At 47.5% G+C, this 17574-nt stretch carries 11 protein-coding genes and 1 pseudogene; 10 read left to right on the forward strand and 2 right to left on the reverse strand.

Annotation, left to right across the window (positions count from 1 at the left end; translation table 11 throughout):
- The first annotated feature begins 27 nt into the window (after positions 1-27).
- From AC58QG_RS14750 to AC58QG_RS14765, 4 genes and pseudogenes are all read left to right on the forward strand, one after another.
- Positions 28-1347, forward strand: coding sequence for a glycoside hydrolase family 125 protein (locus AC58QG_RS14750; protein WP_497362884.1), 1320 nt, complete (start codon positions 28-30; stop codon positions 1345-1347).
- Positions 1344-4457 (forward strand): beta-galactosidase, encoded by a 3114-nt coding sequence (locus AC58QG_RS14755; protein WP_497362885.1) that lies wholly within the window; start codon positions 1344-1346, stop codon positions 4455-4457. Before AC58QG_RS14750 ends, AC58QG_RS14755 begins: the two co-directional genes overlap by 4 nt.
- A gap of 3 nt (positions 4458-4460) precedes the next feature.
- The gene (locus AC58QG_RS14760) at positions 4461-7190 is read left to right on the forward strand and encodes an alpha-mannosidase (RefSeq protein ID WP_497362886.1); all 2730 of its coding nucleotides are present in this window, start codon (positions 4461-4463) and stop codon (positions 7188-7190) included.
- Between the two features lie 139 nt (positions 7191-7329).
- Positions 7330-7437, forward strand: a pseudogene (locus AC58QG_RS14765) (flagellar biosynthesis protein FliA); the annotation flags it as partial.
- A 99-nt stretch (positions 7438-7536) separates the two neighbouring features.
- Here AC58QG_RS14765 and AC58QG_RS14770 read toward each other — a convergent pair.
- Entirely contained in the window at positions 7537-8553 is a 1017-nt protein-coding gene (locus AC58QG_RS14770; RefSeq protein ID WP_497362887.1) for a Gfo/Idh/MocA family protein, read from the reverse strand.
- A gap of 26 nt (positions 8554-8579) precedes the next feature.
- On the reverse strand, positions 8580-9464 hold the full coding sequence (locus AC58QG_RS14775) for a sugar phosphate isomerase/epimerase family protein (protein ID WP_497362888.1): 885 nt from the start codon (positions 9462-9464) through the stop codon (positions 8580-8582).
- A 123-nt stretch (positions 9465-9587) separates the two neighbouring features.
- Between AC58QG_RS14775 and AC58QG_RS14780 the strand changes: the two genes are divergently transcribed.
- From AC58QG_RS14780 to AC58QG_RS14805, 6 genes are all read left to right on the forward strand, one after another.
- On the forward strand, positions 9588-10469 hold the full coding sequence (locus tag AC58QG_RS14780; RefSeq protein ID WP_497362889.1) for an AraC family transcriptional regulator: 882 nt from the start codon (positions 9588-9590) through the stop codon (positions 10467-10469).
- Between the two features lie 185 nt (positions 10470-10654).
- Positions 10655-11302, forward strand: a complete 648-nt coding sequence (locus AC58QG_RS14785) for a GntR family transcriptional regulator (RefSeq protein ID WP_497362890.1) — start codon at positions 10655-10657, stop codon at positions 11300-11302.
- Positions 11303-11322: 20 nt separating this feature from the next.
- A complete protein-coding gene (locus AC58QG_RS14790) occupies positions 11323-12354 on the forward strand; it encodes a glycoside hydrolase family 5 protein (RefSeq protein ID WP_497362891.1) in 1032 nt (343 codons plus the stop codon).
- A 22-nt stretch (positions 12355-12376) separates the two neighbouring features.
- Positions 12377-13408, forward strand: a complete 1032-nt coding sequence (locus tag AC58QG_RS14795; protein ID WP_497362892.1) for a Gfo/Idh/MocA family protein — start codon at positions 12377-12379, stop codon at positions 13406-13408.
- A gap of 125 nt (positions 13409-13533) precedes the next feature.
- A complete protein-coding gene (locus AC58QG_RS14800; protein ID WP_497362893.1) occupies positions 13534-15825 on the forward strand; it encodes a glycosyl hydrolase family 28-related protein in 2292 nt (763 codons plus the stop codon).
- Positions 15826-15858: 33 nt separating this feature from the next.
- Positions 15859-17481, forward strand: coding sequence for a type 2 periplasmic-binding domain-containing protein (locus AC58QG_RS14805; protein ID WP_497362894.1), 1623 nt, complete (start codon positions 15859-15861; stop codon positions 17479-17481).
- Positions 17482-17574 lie beyond the last annotated feature (93 nt).

Here is a 17574-nt window from a genome sequence, read left to right on the forward strand (position 1 = left end):
AGATTATAGAAATGTGGAGGATTTACCGTGGAACAATTCAGACTGCCCAAAATTCCGATGTCCAAGCTGGAACTGCCACAAGCCATTCAAGATGTCTTGTTGGAAGCCGAAGAAAAGCTGGCGCATCGTCCTAAACTCCTGCAATTATTTAAAAATTGTTTTCCGAACACATTAGAAACAACAACCAAGCTGATGCCAGATGGCACCACGTTTGTCATCACTGGAGATATTCCGGCGTCCTGGCTGCGTGATTCTGTCGAACAGGTCATGCATTACGTGCCTTTTGCCAAAGAAGATACAGATCTTCAACGCATCATTAGCGGTTTAATTAAACGTCATATTCAGTACATTCATATTGATCCGTATGCGAATGCGTTTAATGAGTCGGCCAATGACTGGCATTGGAACAAAGCAGACCAAACTGAGATGTCTCCATGGGTATGGGAACGTAAATTTGAGCTCGACTCCCTGTGCTTTTCTATGCGCCTGGCTTATGCGTATTGGAAGGAAACCGAATTAACGGATATCTTTGATGCGGGCTTTAAAGCTGCGATGGTTAAGATCTATGAGTTGTTCCAAACAGAGCAGCATCATTTCGAAAAGTCGCCTTATCGGTTTACCCGCAATAACGGGATACCAACCGATTCTCTACGCAATCATGGCTTGGGAATGCCTGTGAATTATACGGGGATGGTGTGGTCAGGCTTCCGTTCGAGTGACGATGCGTGTGACTTTCATTACAACATTCCAGCGAATATGTTCGCGGTAGTCGCCCTTCGCCATATGCAAGAATTTGCGGAATGGGTGTTCCGGGACATGGATTTCCTCGCACAACTCAAAGCGCTCGAAGCGGACATTGATCATGGCATTCAATTGTATGGGATTTATCGTCATCCGACATTTGGTCCAATTTATGCGTATGAAACGGACGGCTTCGGCAATTACTGCCTGATGGATGATGCCGGGACGCCGGGTCTTATGTCGATTCCTTACTTGGGCTATGTGACCGCGGACGATCCTATTTATCAAAACACAAGACGCTTTGCGCTTAGCAAGGAGAACCCGTTCTACTTTGAAGGCAAGGTGGCTCGAGGAATCGGTAGTCCGCATACGCCGGACGACTATATTTGGCATATGGCTCTGTCCATGCAAGGTATCACGGCATCGACGGCGGAAGAGAAGCTGGAAATGATCGCGATGCTGGAAGCGACAGATGCGGATACCGGATTCATGCATGAAGGGTTTCACGTCGATGACCCAACGATTTTCACGCGCAAATGGTTTGCGTGGTCGAACAGCCTGTTCTCTCAATTGGTTTATCAAGCGATGAAGGATGGTCTTCTATGAGTCGGCCGGTCCTTATATTCCATGAACCCGGATTCCCGAGCAGTTCGTTTAGCGATGTGCAAATTGAGCAATTGATGGCGCAAGGGGCGGTTGTGGTAGGAGCCCATGCACTTGGAGAGGCATTAAGATCAGCAGTTGGCGGAAGTTTCGTCAATTTGCATGCGCCGTATTTTCCGAAAGCGGCGTGGCCTGATATTCTGGCGTTCTTGCAGCGCGGCGGCGGCCTGCTGAGTGTTGGCGGCGCAGCCTTCAAGCGTCCTGTCCGCTGGGAAGATGAGAATTGGCAGGTGGAATCTGAGCAGACGGGCTACCACCAGCAGCTGCATATTCATGAAATTCTACGAGTTGAAGGTACGCCAATCCGTTCCAATATCACGTCAGAAACTTTACCGCTGCTGCAAGGGCAAGAATCTTTATTCGCGCTTGCCGATACTTGGAATATGGTGCCGCATACGACGCGAGACAGTGATTTGCCCCATCAGATGGGCGCGGCGGGTACGATGAGCACGCAGATTTATCCGCTGCTGAAAAGCGTCAGCAAGACAGGCCGCGAAGTAGCGGCTCCTGTCGTCCTATGGGAGAATTCGCGAGGTGCGTTTATCGGTTCGCGGTGGATGTTCGTCAATGTACCGCTGAGTCCCTCGTTTTGGCGTGAAGGCGGCGCGCAGAGCTTGGTCCAATGGGCGAGATTCTGTGCCAGCGGTGTGACAGAGCTGTGGATCAAGCCGAATTATGCCAGCTATGAACCTGGCGAGCACGCGATGCTGACGATTCAGACACAACTCATCGGGGATAAAGCTGCCGCTAAGGCGTGGACACTTGATCTGCGTGTCGAGCATGAAAAAGGTACACAAGATGCCTGGACTCATCGTTTAACCGTTCAAGTCAACAAAGAATTTAATCTGGTGCGAATTCCGGTACCGATTGATATACAGCTCGGTTTGTATCGCGTAACGTGCAAGGCAGCCTCAGAGGACGGTGAGCTCCGCATACTTCGTCAAGGATTCTGGGGGTACGATGCGGGGCTGCTTGGAGAAGGTCAGCCCATCACTTGCGGACGTGATTATTTCATCAAGGATGGTCGTCCGCTGCCCGTAGTTGGCATGACGTACATGACGTCCGATGTGGCTCGCAAATTCTTATTCCTGCCGAATAGCGATGTCTGGGATCGGGATATGGCCCAGATGGCCAAAGCAGGCATTAACTGGATTCGTACGGGGATTTGGACCGCCTACCGCAATATCATGCAGGTGGATGGCCATGCTTCGGAAGAAGTATTGAGAGCCATCGATGCTTTCCTCCTAACAGCCAAAAAGCATCAGCTGCAGGTGACGTTTACCTTCTTCTCCTTCACACCTGAAACTTGGGAAGGGGTTAATCCCTATCTCGATCCGCAAAGTGTGGAAGCACAGAAGCGATTTATCCGTTCCATCGTTTCCCGACATCAGGCGACGACCCATGTAGATTGGGACCTGATCAACGAGCCATCGATGTTCGATCCAGCTAAGATTTTCTCGGATGGACCTCGTTCCAGTCGGGATAAGTATGAGAAAGAAGCTTTCATTGCGTGGCTCAAGGAGCGTCATGAGAGCATTGAACTGCTGCAAGAGCGCTGGAATATGACGCCTGTGCAGCTTCCGACTTATGAAGCGGCAGCCATTCCGGAGGCGGCTGACATCAACTTCGACGTGCAGGACATGCATCGAGCGAAAAAGGGGACACGCTGGCTGGATTACTGCTTATTCTCGATGGAGATGCACAACCAGTGGGCCAAACAGCTGTATGACACAATCAAAGAAATCGTGCCTGGGCATCTCGTTGTCGTAGGCCAGGATGAAGCGCTTGGCGCGCAGAGGCCTTCACCGCTTTTCTATGAAGAAGCGGTAGATTACACAACCGTTCATTCGTGGTGGTTGAACGATAACCTCGTTTGGGATGGCATCTTTGCCAAAACTGCCAATAAACCGAATGTGATTCAAGAGACTGGCATTATGTACGTTGAGACCCCGGATGGACGTGCTAAACGTTCGGAGATTGAGCTGCGCAGCATCTTGGAGCGCAAATATGCTTACGCCTTTGCAACCGGAGGCGCAGGAGCTATTCATTGGATTTGGAACACCAATTTCTATATGGATAACGCGAACGAGTCGCATATTGGAGCGCTTCGTGCCGATGGTACGGAGAAACCGGAAGCGGATGTTTCTTATGAATTCGGCCGCTTTATGGCCGAGATCAGAGATCTATTCCAGGAGCGGGAGCTAGAAGATATTGTCGCTGTATTCCCTTATTCCAACGATTTTTCCAATCGAAAATTAGCGTTCGATGCAACGACGTCCATGACTCGCGTGCTGTCATACGAGATGAAACTGCCGTTCCGCGCAGCTTCGGAATATCATTTGGAGGCACTAAAGCAGCAACCGGCGAAGCTGATTATGCTCCCAAGCGCACATAATTTGGATGAACAAGCATGGATGAAGCTTATAGATATTGTGAAGCGCACGGGTGCGACATTATTGGTTACAGGTCCAATCAGTCTGGACGCATACTGGAAGCATAAGCCGCGACTCGTCGATGAGCTTGGTGATGCAGAACTTCATAATGTACGCCGTGAAGAAATGCTTGACCTAGAAGGCACTTTATACCATGTCTCCTTTAGTCGGCGCCGCATTGCTGAAACGTTGAAAGAAGTACGGCTTAGAGGTTTGGAAGCGAAGTTAGGCGCTGCTGGGGATCGTGTTGTCGATCTTCCTTTAGGCAATGGCCGATTGATTTGGAGTCCGCTGCCAGTGGAAGTAAACGACCGGATGGACACGGTAGCGGCACTTTACCGATATGCAGTGAATGCTGCAGGATGCAGCAGCGGATTGCAGTGGCTTCAAGGCGATATTGCGGGGATTTACGGAAGGAAGCTGCGTTTTAAGGGCGGTTTCTTGTATGTATTTGTTTCCGAATTTGCCTGGGATGTGAATGTTAAAGTTCGGGACACCGATAGTGAGACAACGTATGCTTTTACACTGGAGAAAGAGCGTTCCGTGCTCTTTGCCGCAGATAGACGAGGGCAAGTTATTTCCATATACCGCCCAGATGAAGTCCATATTGAAAGGAGCTAACCCATGAGTACCAAGCGAACGGCTCATATCATTTCCCATACCCATTGGGATCGGGAGTGGTACTTACCTTATGAAAAGCACCATGTGCGTCTAGTTAAACTCGTAGATACTTTATTAGATAAAATGGATCAAGATGCGAATTATCGCAGTTTCTTTCTGGATGGGCAGACGATTATTCTGGAGGATTACTTGCAGGTCAGACCTGAGCAGAAGGATCGCCTAAGCAAATTAATTCGGGATGGCCGTATTCTCATCGGACCTTGGTATATTTTGCAGGATGCCTTCTTAACGAGCGGCGAAGCCAATGTCCGCAATATGCAGATTGGACATCAAGATGCGAAAGTGTTTGGCGATGTGTCGAAAATCGGCTATTTTCCCGACACGTTCGGCTTAGTCGGGCAGACGCCGCAATTGATGCAGCAGTCTGGCATCACGAATGCCTTATTCGGCAGAGGCGTGAAGCCGACGGGTTTCAACAACACAGTCTCAGATGGTGATTTTGAATCCTCCTTCTCGGAGCTGGTTTGGGAGGGGCCAGATGGCTCCCAGGTGCTGGGTAATCTATTTGCCAACTGGTATTCCAACGGCAATGAGATCCCGGTTGACAAAGAAGAAGCAAAAGCATATTGGGAACGCAAACTGGCGGATGCTGAGAAATATGCTTCCACCGGCGAACTGCTCTTCATGAATGGTTGTGATCATCAGCCTGTTCAGTTGGATCTGCCGGAAGCGATCCAAGCTGCGAGCGAGCTTTTCCCGGATACAACCTTTGTACATTCGAATTTTAATGATTACTTGGAAGCAGTTCAGCGTTCAGGAAAGCAGGAGCTTTCGACGGTTAAAGGTGAACTTCGCAGCCAACGGACGGACGGTTGGTCTACGCTCGTCAATACAGCATCAGCGCGCGTGTATTTGAAACAGATGAATCAGCTCGGACAGGCGATTTTGGAGAAAGTGGCAGAGCCGCTGGCGGCATTCGCCCATGTCCTCAAAGTCGGGGAGAAGTACCCGCATCATCTGTTCACTTATGCCTGGAAAACCTTAATGCAAAACCATCCGCATGATAGCATCTGCGGCTGCTCGGTGGACGAAGTGCACCGTGAAATGGTCACGCGCTTCGATAAGAGCCGTCATGTTGCTGAAGCCATTATAGATGACAGCAAGCAAGCCATTGCGGATGCGATTGATACGTCTGACTTTACGCTAGCGGGCGAAGGCGCTCTGCCCGTAGTCGTGTTTAATACGTCGGGTTGGGAACGCTCGGGGGTTGTAAGTATCGAGATCGATGCTTTACGCCTTTATTTCCGAGATGGGTATACGCTGGAAGAAGCAAGCGCTTTTGTCAAAGCGGCGGATATTACAGGACGAGTACTCGTGGATGCGTCTTCGCAGTCTCTCCCATGCACAGTCGAGGATCTCGGCTTGCAATTCGGATATGATTTGCCGGACGACAAGTTCCGTCAACCGTATATGTGCCGAAAAGTGAGATTGACATTCGAAGCAGACAACGTGCCGGCAATAGGTTTGAAGACTTACGCATGGGTGAAGAGAGAAGCAAATTTGGCCGCTTCCTCGTTGTTCGCAAATGAGCGTGTCATGGAAAATGCAGCGATCAAGATTGAAATCGCAGATAACGGTTCATTCACGCTGACGGATAAGAAGAATGGCCGCACGTACCGGGATTTGGGTGTGTACGAGAATACCGGAGATATTGGAAACGAGTATATGTTCCGCCAACCAGATGGCGAAAAGCCGTTGACAACGAGCGGATTGCAAGCTCAAATCCGAGTGCTCCAAGATACGGCTTACCAAGCTTCCGTCGAAATCGTCCATGAGTGGGAGATTCCTGCGTCGGGCGACGACATGCTGGAGGTTGAACAACGTGACTTGGTTTACTACCCGCATCGCAAAGCACAGCGTTCAACGCGCATGATTCCGATGCGGATCCGCACAGTGGTTAGCTTGAGCCGCACCGGACAAGGGGTAGAGATCGAGTCATCCTTCAACAATCAGGCGAAGGATCATCGTCTGCGGATGTTATTCCCAACCGATCTGACAGCGCAAACGCATCATGTCGATTCGATGTTTGAAGTCGTGCAGCGCGATAATACGCCGGCTGCAGAGTGGGAAAACCCAAGCAATACCCAGCATCAACAAGCATTCGTTGATGTCAGCGAAGCGGGAGCGGGCTTGGTCGTTGCCAATCTCGGATTGAACGAATACGAGGTTCTCCGCGATGGGCGGAATACGATCGCCATTACGCTTCTGCGTGCGGTTGGCGAACTCGGCGATTGGGGTTTGTTCCCGACTCCGGAGGCTCAGTGTCTGGGTGAACATAGGGTTCGATTGGCGATCTTCCCCCACAATGGTGATGGCGCACAATATGAAGCCTATACGGCTGCGTACCAATTCCAAATTCCTTGGACATTGGCACAAACCGGCATCCATTATGGTCGAATCGCTTCGACATTTGCTCCTTTCCAATGGAAAGGTGAAGGTCTGGCTTTATCCTCGATGAAAATGAATGAAGCATCAGGTGATGTACTGCTTCGTTGGTACAACATGCGCTCACAGCATGCGGAGGTTAAGGTTCTCACGCAACTTCCTCAGCAGAATTTCTATAAGAGCACAATCTTGGAAATACAAGGCGAGCGTTTGGCTGTGGAGGCAGACGGCGGCTTGACGTTGCCAGTGGGTCCCTGTGAAATCGTGACGATCGGGATTCAGCGGTAGTCATTACCAGCCTGCAAAGACATGATTAGTTTAGGCTAATCTGGTCTTTGCAGGCATTTTTTTTGTTGTTTCAGGGGGAGTAGATGTTTCTTCCTTATTTGTTCGGCTAGCTGTCGTTTTTGGTTAATATAAATAATTTATTACCTTGCTTCGTGTTCACAACCTCAAAAAATTCGATAATACAGGGGAAGACTTGGAAGACTTGATCTCCACTGGGACGATCGGACTGATCAAGGCAATCGAATCCTGATAGTATCATTTGGGATACGCAGAAATAGCCTCGGTGTAATCACGAATCACACCGAGGCAGTTTGTACTTTTTTTAAAATAGGATTGATACTAAACACTAGAGAGACACCTTTCGCCCTGTCCTCGCGCTCTCAATTGCACCAAACACCATTCTAGTGCTGAAAATGTTATCCGAAAAGGAGGTTTCAGCCTGCCGACCTTCTATAATAGCAATAAACATTTCATCTAAGCAGCCGTTGTGCCCTTCACGCCCTGTCCAGACGTAAGGTGCTTCAATTCGTTGATAGTCGTAGATAAACTTATTATCTTGTCCAGGCCTTACGATTTCGGCATAAGGTGTGGAGTGGTTCCAAATAGCTGTACCCTTACTGCCTGCGATACGCCAAGCTGCCTCCCAAGAAGTCGGAGCCCCTTCAGAGCACCAAGAACCGTTGTAAGTGAAGACAGCGCCATTATCAAATTCGAAAATGCAAGCGGCAGCAGCATTTCCTTCGTACCAGGAGCCCTTAGGATTAAACTCATGACAATACACAGATACTGGGTTTGCATGGATTAGGAAACGAGCCTGATCGAAAGTATGGATAGCCATATCCAGAATTAGTGGGCTACTCATTGCATCTCGGAAACCTCCGAAGTGAGCACCAATAAAAAAATCAGCAGTAACGAAGCTGACATTACCTATAACTTCTTGATCTATGAGTCCACGTAGCGCTCGGATATCCTTTAAATAGCGACGATTTTGCATAATCGCATATTGCAATCCTGGTTTAGATGTAGCTAAATCCGCAAGCTGCTCGGCTTCCTCTAATGTGGAGGCCATTGGTTTCTCACTAAGGATATGGCAACCGCCATTTAGCGCAGCTGTCGCAACGTCTTTATGGGCTGCTGGAATTGTACAATCAAAGACAACGTTTGCATTTGATAATCGAATAGCTTCTTCGACAGTTGAATACCAAGGAAGGGAAAGTCCATATTTCTCATTCATTTTGTTCGCAGCATCTTCATAAATGTCTACAAAGGCAACGAGTTCCGAGTCTGGACGTTCTAAAGCGTATTGAATCCATGCATTGGCCATTCCACCGCAACCGGCTTGGACAATTCTTATTGCTTTCATAGATGAATTCCTCCTGTGTAGATGCTTTAAATAGGGTTAGGGACAAAAGATCCGCCTCGGCAATTTTTTAAGTAATTCAAAGCATGTACCTGGCCAGTCATTTCTAAATCATCACGATATACAGGATCATGCCAGCCCTCAATATCAATTGTTTGATTGTAATCTGACTGGCGAAGGATCGAAATAATATCGGTCCAATTCGTATCTCCGAACCCTGGCGTTCGGTGCCAAACAAATTCTTTAGGTCCGTTAATACCATTTTCCTTAACGATGTCCCACGCGATCGTGGCATCCTTCCCATGTACGTGGAACACTTTATGAGCCCACTTGCGTAGCTGGGGAATTGGATCAATTAACTGAGTCATCTGATGGCAAGGCTCCCACTCAAGACCGATGTTTTCAAACGGAGTTGCATTAAACATTAACTCCCATGCCATTGGGTTATGTGCAATATTCCAATCTCCTTTGAGCCAGTTTCCACCCATTGGACAATTTTCAAAAGCGATTTTGACGCCATTCGCTTCAGCACGGCGGGCTAACTCACCAAACACTTCCTTATACCTTGGGATAGAGTCGGATATCGATTGGTCGACCAAACGTCCTGTAAAACCCGTTATCGTATCAGCACCAAAATAGTGGGCATGATCAATCAACCTTTCCCAACTGGCAAGCGTATCAGCATTTCCATCGTGCCCTGTCAACGCGTTACCGAAGATAGATAGACTAGAAATGACAGTTCCATGTTCATGCATCAAATCTTGAATTTTATTGGCAGTTTCCTTCAAATCTAAAGTCCCCGTTGATTGCCAAAATGAAAGTTGGAAACTTTCAAATCCGTGCTTTACAATTTGTGGTATGACCCTTAGGGCATCTTGGCCATTGACAAGAGTTCCGATACGAATGTTTTGCAAAATAGTTGCCTCCCTGTCGTAAAGCGAGTATATAATTAATGATAACGAAACAAGAAATTCTGATCTATACATGATCGTGTTGAAAAGTTGCACAATATTGTTATTGCGTGGAGGGAAGAAACCGTGACGGCTAATCAGGAACTTAAAGAAATGACGTATTTGCCTGAAAAACAATTCCCTATAAACGTGTTTCATAATTTTGGCGCAGGTGAACGAGTGTTATATTTACACTGGCACGATCATCTGGAAATTATTTACATAGTGAAAGGACATGCCGTATTTGATATCGGAGGGAGCCCCTACGAAAGTTCGCCGGGTGACTTGCTGTTTGTACATTCGGGTGAGCTGCATTCAGGCTATTCAGTTAACAATATGGATGTTGATTTTTATGCGATTGTTTTTAATAAGTCGTTGTTCAGTAGTGATGCTGGTGATCCTCTATACGGTGCCATGATCTTGCCATTTATGTTAGGACAGAAGAGATTTCCTGTAAAATTGAGCGCTGAAGAACTGGACTATGGACAATTTGAAAAAGCGGTTCTTCAAATCATTAGAGAGTTTGAAGAGAAAAAACTTGGCTACGAATTAGCTGTTCGCTCGTATTTACAATTGATTCTTACAGCAGCAATCAGACGTAATGATAATTATGAGCACATAGAGCACAGGGGCACGCAGCTTTTTGATGACCGTAGACGAACGAAGAGTTTTGACCTGTTATTCGCATTCATTCGAGAAGATTACGCAAGGCACATCGCTTTGGAAGAGGCTGCACAAATGGTCAATATGAGCATTCATCATTTTTGCAAAACGTTCAAACGCATGACGGGACGTACATTTGTAGAATTTGTAAATTTACACCGTGTTAACGTGGCTGAACACTTGTTACGAACAACTGACATATCGGTGACTGAGGTAGCGGATCGGGTGGGTTTTGGAAGCATTAACTATTTTATTCGCATCTTTAAACAGTTCAAATATTACAGTCCTTCGCAATGCAAAAAATAATTGTAATGTCTTTGGAGGGAAGATTTCCTCCTGAGATTGACAAGTTTTGGGATTAAGCATATCCTAAACTTGTATTGTATACAATGAATACAATAGTGTGGAAGTGCTGCTGATACTTATGATGTAAATTCGCAACGTGATCGGGCAATGACTCGATATTCTGCATATAGAAAGGAAATGTAAGTATGTTATTGCAATCTCCCGATACATTAGATGCCGCTGTCTATAAGCGCATCAAGGAAATGATCATCAACAAGGAATTGAAACCCAATGAATATCTGATCCAAAATTCGCTTTCTCAAACATTGGGTGTCAGCCGTACGCCTTTACGCAAGGCGCTCGGCGAATTGGAAAAGGAAGGTCTTCTTGTTGCTACGCCAAAAGGCTGGTACATCAAAGAATTTACTGTGGAAGATATGATTTCTGTCTTTGAAATTCGGGCCGTGCTGGAAGGACTTGTCTGCCGTTTGGCCGCATCTCGGGTAAATGCTGCGGATGTTGCCTATATGAAGACCTTGTTTGAGGAAGCCTATCAACAATTTAAACAAGGAAGTGCAGAAGCCTACTACAAAGCAGATGTTCAATTTCATACGATACTGGTGGCGATAGCTGGAGACCCGATTCTGGAAAACACCATTCGTTCCACACAAGTTTTGGTGACAAGCCAATTGCAGGGTCTATACAGAAATCCGGATGAAACCTTCGACGAACATCTCCAAATTATTGAGGCGTTAAGCAAGAAAGATGGGGGCAAGGCGGAAGCTCAAATGCGGGAGCATATTCAGAACACGATTCCCCATCTTCGATTAGGTACCTACCATATTTACAAATAAGTAAATGAGGAGATAACAAAATGGGAAAAACACGGAACACTCAAATTTCGATTGATAGCGGACGCTTTCGGATTAATGGGGAATGGACCTATCATGGCCGGTATTGGAACGGAATGCGAATTGAAGGTTTATTAATGAACAGCAGGATGGTGCAAGGGATTTATGACGATCAGAATCCGGACACCGTCCAAAGATGGGCATACCCGGATACAGGGGTATGGGATGCTGAACGCAATACCCGGGAATTTATTGCACAAATGCCCATATGGAAGGAACACGGCTTGCTGGCCATTACTTTGAACCTTCAGGGAGGAAGTCCGGAGGGATATTCCAGGCTTCAGCCATGGCATAATTCTGCCTACAGTTCTAGCGGGGAGCTGGACCCGGCTTATATGCGCCGACTTGAGGCCATAATGGATCGGGCGGATGAACTGGGGATGGTCGTCATTCTCGGATTCTTATATTTTGGCCAGGATATCCGTTTTAGTGGCGAACGGGCAGTCAAGCAAGCTGTCGCAAATGCAACGGCGTGGGTAGTACAGCAAGGCTACACGAATGTTTTAATCGAGATTGCGAATGAATGCAATATCGTCTATTCCTATGATGTAATCCTGAACGGCAGAATGCATGAGTTAATCGAGTTAGCCCGCATTGTGGGCCGAGCAGTCAATCCTGACCTGCCACTGTTGATTGGTACAAGTTTCTGCGGATCAGCGATACCTACGAATAACGTGATCGCCGTATCCGATTTTATACTCATTCACGGAAATAACAGCAATGAGTTGTGGACCTCGCAGCAAATAGATATTATCCGAGACCGCGAGGCGTATCGGGGGCAGCCGATTCTCAATAACGAGGATGATCATTTCGATTTTGATAAACCAACCAACCACATGCTGATTTCGATTAAGCGTGGCGTATCGTGGGGCTACTTTGATCCCGGAGAAAACAATTACAGCGATGGCTTTCAATGCCCACCCGTACAGTGGGGAATTAATACTGAACGAAAACAGCAATTTTTCAGCAAGCTCAAAGAAATTACAGGTGTATAAAAACGGAGGGAGCCCTATTCCTATGACTGCAAGTGCGAAACCTTTGATTGGCATCATGATTGGCGCAGGCCATTTTGCTGAAATTCAATTGGAAGCCTGGCAAGCCGTGGAAGGAGCCGAGATTCGTGCTATCCTCAGTCTAACGCTGGACAATGCAAAGCAATTGGCGGATAAATACGGGCTGCAATCGTACGATCAGTGGGATCAAGCCATTGCGGCGGTACAGCCGGATTTTATCGATATCTGCACACCGCCTGCATCGCATTTGGCTTACACCCGTTTATCGGCAGATCTCGGGTTGCCGGTTCTGTGCCAGAAGCCTTTGGCACCTACGTTGGAAGAAAGTGAGGAGCTTGTCGCCTACTGCCGGAATAAAAACGTCAAGTTAATGATCAACGAAAATTGGCGTTGGCAGGCATGGTACCGGGAAATCAAACGAATGATCAACTCGGGGATGCTGGGCGAGGTATTCACTGCTTATTTTGCCATGCGGCCTGGCGATGGGTGGGGGAATAATCCTTATCAGATTCAACCGTATTTTAAGCATATGGAGAAGTTTTTGCTATTCGAGACGGGTATCCACTTTATCGACACATACCGCTACCTGTTTGGTGAAATAGAAAGTGTTTATTGCCGCACCAAGACGATTAATCCAGTCATCTCGGGAGAGGATTTAGCTGTCATACACCTTAATTTTGTAAACGGAGTCATCGGCATTTATGATGCCAACCGTGTTACTTATATGGAGCAAGTACGTAGTGCAACTTATGGATATATGACGGTCGAAGGAACGGAAGGAAAGTTGAGATTGAATGAAAATGGTGCGATCTTCTATACACCGCGTGGAGGCACGGAGCAAGCATACACCTACGAAATTCCGCAAAACGGATGGAAGGGCGGCAGCACGATTGCTACACAGCAGCATTTTATTGACGGATTGCGTAAGCCTCTATCCTATGAGTCCTCAGGTGCAGAATATTTAAAAACGATCCATGTCATGTATGCCTGTTACGAGTCAGCTGCCAAGAAACAAGTTGTCCATATCCCGTCTTGACTGGCATATAACCCCTTTAAAAAATGATAATAGAAGTGGAATGGCATCCGAAGGTATACTCATTCTACATCGGGATAAGGCTCCGGTGACGAAGCCTCGTTGCAAACCAAATGAGAGGGAGTTGTATGATGAAGTTAAGCAAAGTATGGATCAATGCCGTATTGCTGGTGCTTTTATCAAGCTTTTTTCTGCCGTTTCAGGTTTTTGCCGCACCAACTGTTGCGCCTGTTGTCTATCGTGTATCCGAGGCTGTTAAGCCAGGGGAGCTATTGACGGTTTACGGAGAATATTTTGAAAGCGGTATCACTCAGGTTAGATTTACAGGAACCAGCACGTATTGTCCCATCTCATATATTGATCCGGCTGGTCACTATGTGACCTGTACAGTACCTTCATCGCAATCGCCGGGCATCTATACCATGGAAGCGAGCAACAATGTGGGCTGGAGCAGTTCATTTAAAGTTAACGCCCCGTTCATTGACTGGATTTACAATAATAATCCATGGACAGGGCAAACTTCTAAGCTGGTCGGGAGAAATTTGGCTTTTGCCGAATACGGGGGCACGACCAATACGAAGGTACGGATGGTTAATGGAGCTAATACGTACAATGCAACCGTGACGTCCGTTAACCCGTATGCCGTTGATTTCACGGTGCCAACCTGCCCAAATCAGGGATATACCGTGCAAGTCAGTACAGATGGGGGCTCCACTTGGTATTCCTTCAGCGGCAACCAAACGTACTCGACCCGTTCTGCAGGCTTTGATCCGCTGGGACTCGGCGTCTTCTGGGCCACTGATTTGGTCTGGAGCCAGCACAGCGCTCTGTCCTATGGCGCAACAGGCAATGGGACCACCGACGATACGGCTGCGCTGCAAGCTGGTATTGATACGATCGAGAGCACTTGGGGCGCCGGAGTACTATATTTGCCGAACGGTACCTACCGCATTACTGATACTCTTTCACTGCCTTCCGGCGTTAGCATTCAGGGACAAAGCCAGACAGGAACTATTATCAAATACGACGCAACCGGCGGTGTCTCCGTCATCAATACGAAGAATGATGGAACTACGTTAGGCAAAGTCGGTGTAGCGCGGTTAACCATCAATGTGGCAGGCTCCAATTACCCTGATATGGCCTTGAAATTGGGGCATGATTTCGATTCCAACGTAACGCATTCCGACGCCCGCATGGCTATTAATATTTTCGTGAAGGATGTCACTGTGGATTTCACAATTAACCGTGATCAGACAGTGGGACAGCGGGGCATTGGTTTGAACATTGTGGCTTTCAAAAATGTGGCGATCCAAGGGAGTACATTCAAGACGACCGCAGCTGCCATGTCTAGCTCTTATGTCACGCAATTTCTCGATATTTCGAATAATGTGTTCGAATACACCGGCGGGGCTGTGCATCTCCTGGCTAACTACAGTATTGCTCAGAACAATACGATTATCGGCCATCCCGAATATAATCGCGGTGATAACCATGGTTTCACCGTGCGATCTCAAGCTTACTTAACTAACAACGACATTCGGAATCTCGGAAGAATCAACAACAATGACGGTGAAGCGATCATGGGGGAATCGGCAGGCGGAGGAACCAAGATGTACGGTTCGGTCTCATCGATATCAGGCAAAGTGATTACGGGAACCGGTTTATCGGCACTAGATTGGGATGTAACGAATCATAGATGGGATAAATGGTCTATGCTGATTGTTGACGGCAAAGGGATGGGCCAGTTGAATGAAGTTACGGCGTTAAATCAAACGGCAAGTACAATCACTGTCAAAGACAATTGGAAGGTAGCACCCGATTCTACCAGCAAATTTATCGTGTTTCTGCCTTTGCGTCAAAGTGTTTATTATAAAAATACTTCGACCAACAATGGCAAGGGTTTCTGGTTTTACGGCGATAACATTGGCGGCGTCATTGCGGAAAATACATCCATCGACAGTGAGGGAGTATTGGCCAACACCGTATACAATCCGAACACGACACGGTTCAACATCAGCTATTTCAACCGGCTGGAACGCAATATTGTAACTGGGTATTCACCTTTATCCAAAGTCGCTGGCGTCGGACTGCGTCTGTCTCCCGAAGATAACGCGGCTCCATATATATTCGGCAACCTCGCTTACGGCACGGATATTAAAGGCAATCAGATCACCGGAGTGCTGCCTGCACCTGCTGTGGGAGGTTTCTCGGAAGCCCCCGATATCAATGGCATCTATGCTTACCGCAATACGGGCTGGAGCCAATTACGGACGATTTCCGAGGCAGTCAATATTCAGAACAATTCTCTCAACACATTAAATAATGGAATTACAAAAGATCTGAACAGCAACGGGTTGATCAAGGTCGGTAATACATTTACCAGTGTGACGGTTCCAAATAACGATATTAGCGGGTATTAAAACGTTCTAGGTCCGGTGGTAGGAGGCAGAAAGATGAAGAAAGGAAGAGATATTAAAGGAAATTGGATGAAAGGATGGCTAAGTGGTGGCTCGCAGGTATTGATCGCGAGTATGATTCTAGTGAGCTGCGGCAATGGCAATAATACCCCGGACACAAGTGCGAATTCAATACCGGCGGCGAGCGCCAATGCCAAAGTAAGTGCAAGCCCGGCGGCTAAGGCCCCGATTACATTGGATTGGGTCAACTATCCCGGAGTTTCAACCCCATCGAATTATGCATCGCAGTATTTGGAGAATCATTTTAATATCAAATTGAAGAAGGTTTATACAACAGCCTACAATGACTATACGCAGAAGCTTCAATTGCAGTTATCTTCCGTAAATATTCCTGATGTTATGTTTGTCCTGGATCCGGCAGAGTTGAACAAATACGTTTCCCAGGGCTTGCTGGCGGAAGTGCCGATCGAAACCATCGAGAAGTATGCCCCCCGTACAAAAGCCAATATGGACAAACAAGCCCCTCAGGGATGGTATTACAGCAACATAGCCGGGAAAAATTATGGTCTCGCGACGTTTTATTTCTCAGGTCAATTCAATACCAAACAAATGTGGCGGACGGACCTGCTGAAGAAAGCCGGCATCCATAAAATTCCGCAGACGATCGATGAATTTACTACTGCCTTTGCTGCCCTCAAGAAAATTGGTGTATATGGCATGAGCACCAATGGCAATTCGTTCTATAACCAATTCCATACGATCTTTGGCGCTTATGGTGTCATGCCGACGCAATGGATGGTCAAGGACGGCAAAGTAGTAAACGCTGCTACGCAGCCGGAGACAAAGGAAGCGCTCGTTAAGCTGGCAGAGTGGTACAATGCAGGGTACATTGATCCAGATTTTGTCACCGGCCAGGATCTGGTGCCTAAATTTACACAAGGAAAGTATGCCTTCAACGATACCGCCAATGTAGGCTCGCTGGATGAGAAGAATCCGAACTCCATCATCAGTGCACTGAATGCTGCAAATGCAGGCGGCACTGCGGAATTCGGACCTCCTCCTATGGGACCTGCAGGCAAATCCGGCGGTTGGGCTTGGGGCACAGCGGGCAATATATGGGCCTTCGGGAAACAGCTGGAGAAAGAGCCCGAGAAACTGCAGAAAGCGCTGCAAATGATCGATGAAATTCAAAACAATGAAAAGGTATGGTTGGCTCTGGCTTGGGGAGAGAAGAACAAGCACTGGAAGTATACGGATGAGGCGGCAGGCGAGAGCGGCGGGCTCGTGAGAATCGCGCCGTATGACGACGTGACCAAACTCCAGGCGGATGGCATACCGGACGGCTCGAACGGGACTACCGCTTGGGGCGCTCAAGCAAATACCGAAATTATCAGCAAATATTACAATAAGGATCTATTGGGGCGTTTCCAACTGTATAACAAGCCTGTAAGCGACCTTTTCGGCAAATCCGACAGCTTGCCCTCGTCCGGAATGTTCTGGGGCGATTTGACCAAGCTGAAGACGGATACTTTCGCGGCCATCGTACGCGGCGACATGCCGGTATCTGCCTTCGACGATTTCGTGAAACAATGGAACGATAATGGCGGTGCACAGCTGGAGATGGAAGCAAACAAGCTTTATGCCAGCATGAAGAAATAGGCTTTGCTCGGAAGAAGGAGAGGCGGTTTGATCGCCTCTCCTTTTTTTTTGGCGAAAAGAGGTCATTAATAAATGACAATGGAAATGGAATTG

The sequence above is a fragment of the Paenibacillus sp. J22P169 genome (assembly GCF_059691995.1).

Coding starts and splice junctions, on each gene's coding strand:
- AC58QG_RS14755 (WP_497362885.1), top strand. CDS start 1,344: ATGAGTCGGCCGGTCCTTATATTCCATGAACCCGGATTCCCGAGCAGT.
- AC58QG_RS14760 (WP_497362886.1), top strand. CDS start 4,461: ATGAGTACCAAGCGAACGGCTCATATCATTTCCCATACCCATTGGGAT.
- AC58QG_RS14770 (WP_497362887.1), bottom strand. CDS start 8,553: ATGAAAGCAATAAGAATTGTCCAAGCCGGTTGCGGTGGAATGGCCAAT.
- AC58QG_RS14785 (WP_497362890.1), top strand. CDS start 10,655: ATGTTATTGCAATCTCCCGATACATTAGATGCCGCTGTCTATAAGCGC.
- AC58QG_RS14790 (WP_497362891.1), top strand. CDS start 11,323: ATGGGAAAAACACGGAACACTCAAATTTCGATTGATAGCGGACGCTTT.
- AC58QG_RS14795 (WP_497362892.1), top strand. CDS start 12,377: ATGACTGCAAGTGCGAAACCTTTGATTGGCATCATGATTGGCGCAGGC.
- AC58QG_RS14800 (WP_497362893.1), top strand. CDS start 13,534: ATGATGAAGTTAAGCAAAGTATGGATCAATGCCGTATTGCTGGTGCTT.
- AC58QG_RS14805 (WP_497362894.1), top strand. CDS start 15,859: ATGAAGAAAGGAAGAGATATTAAAGGAAATTGGATGAAAGGATGGCTA.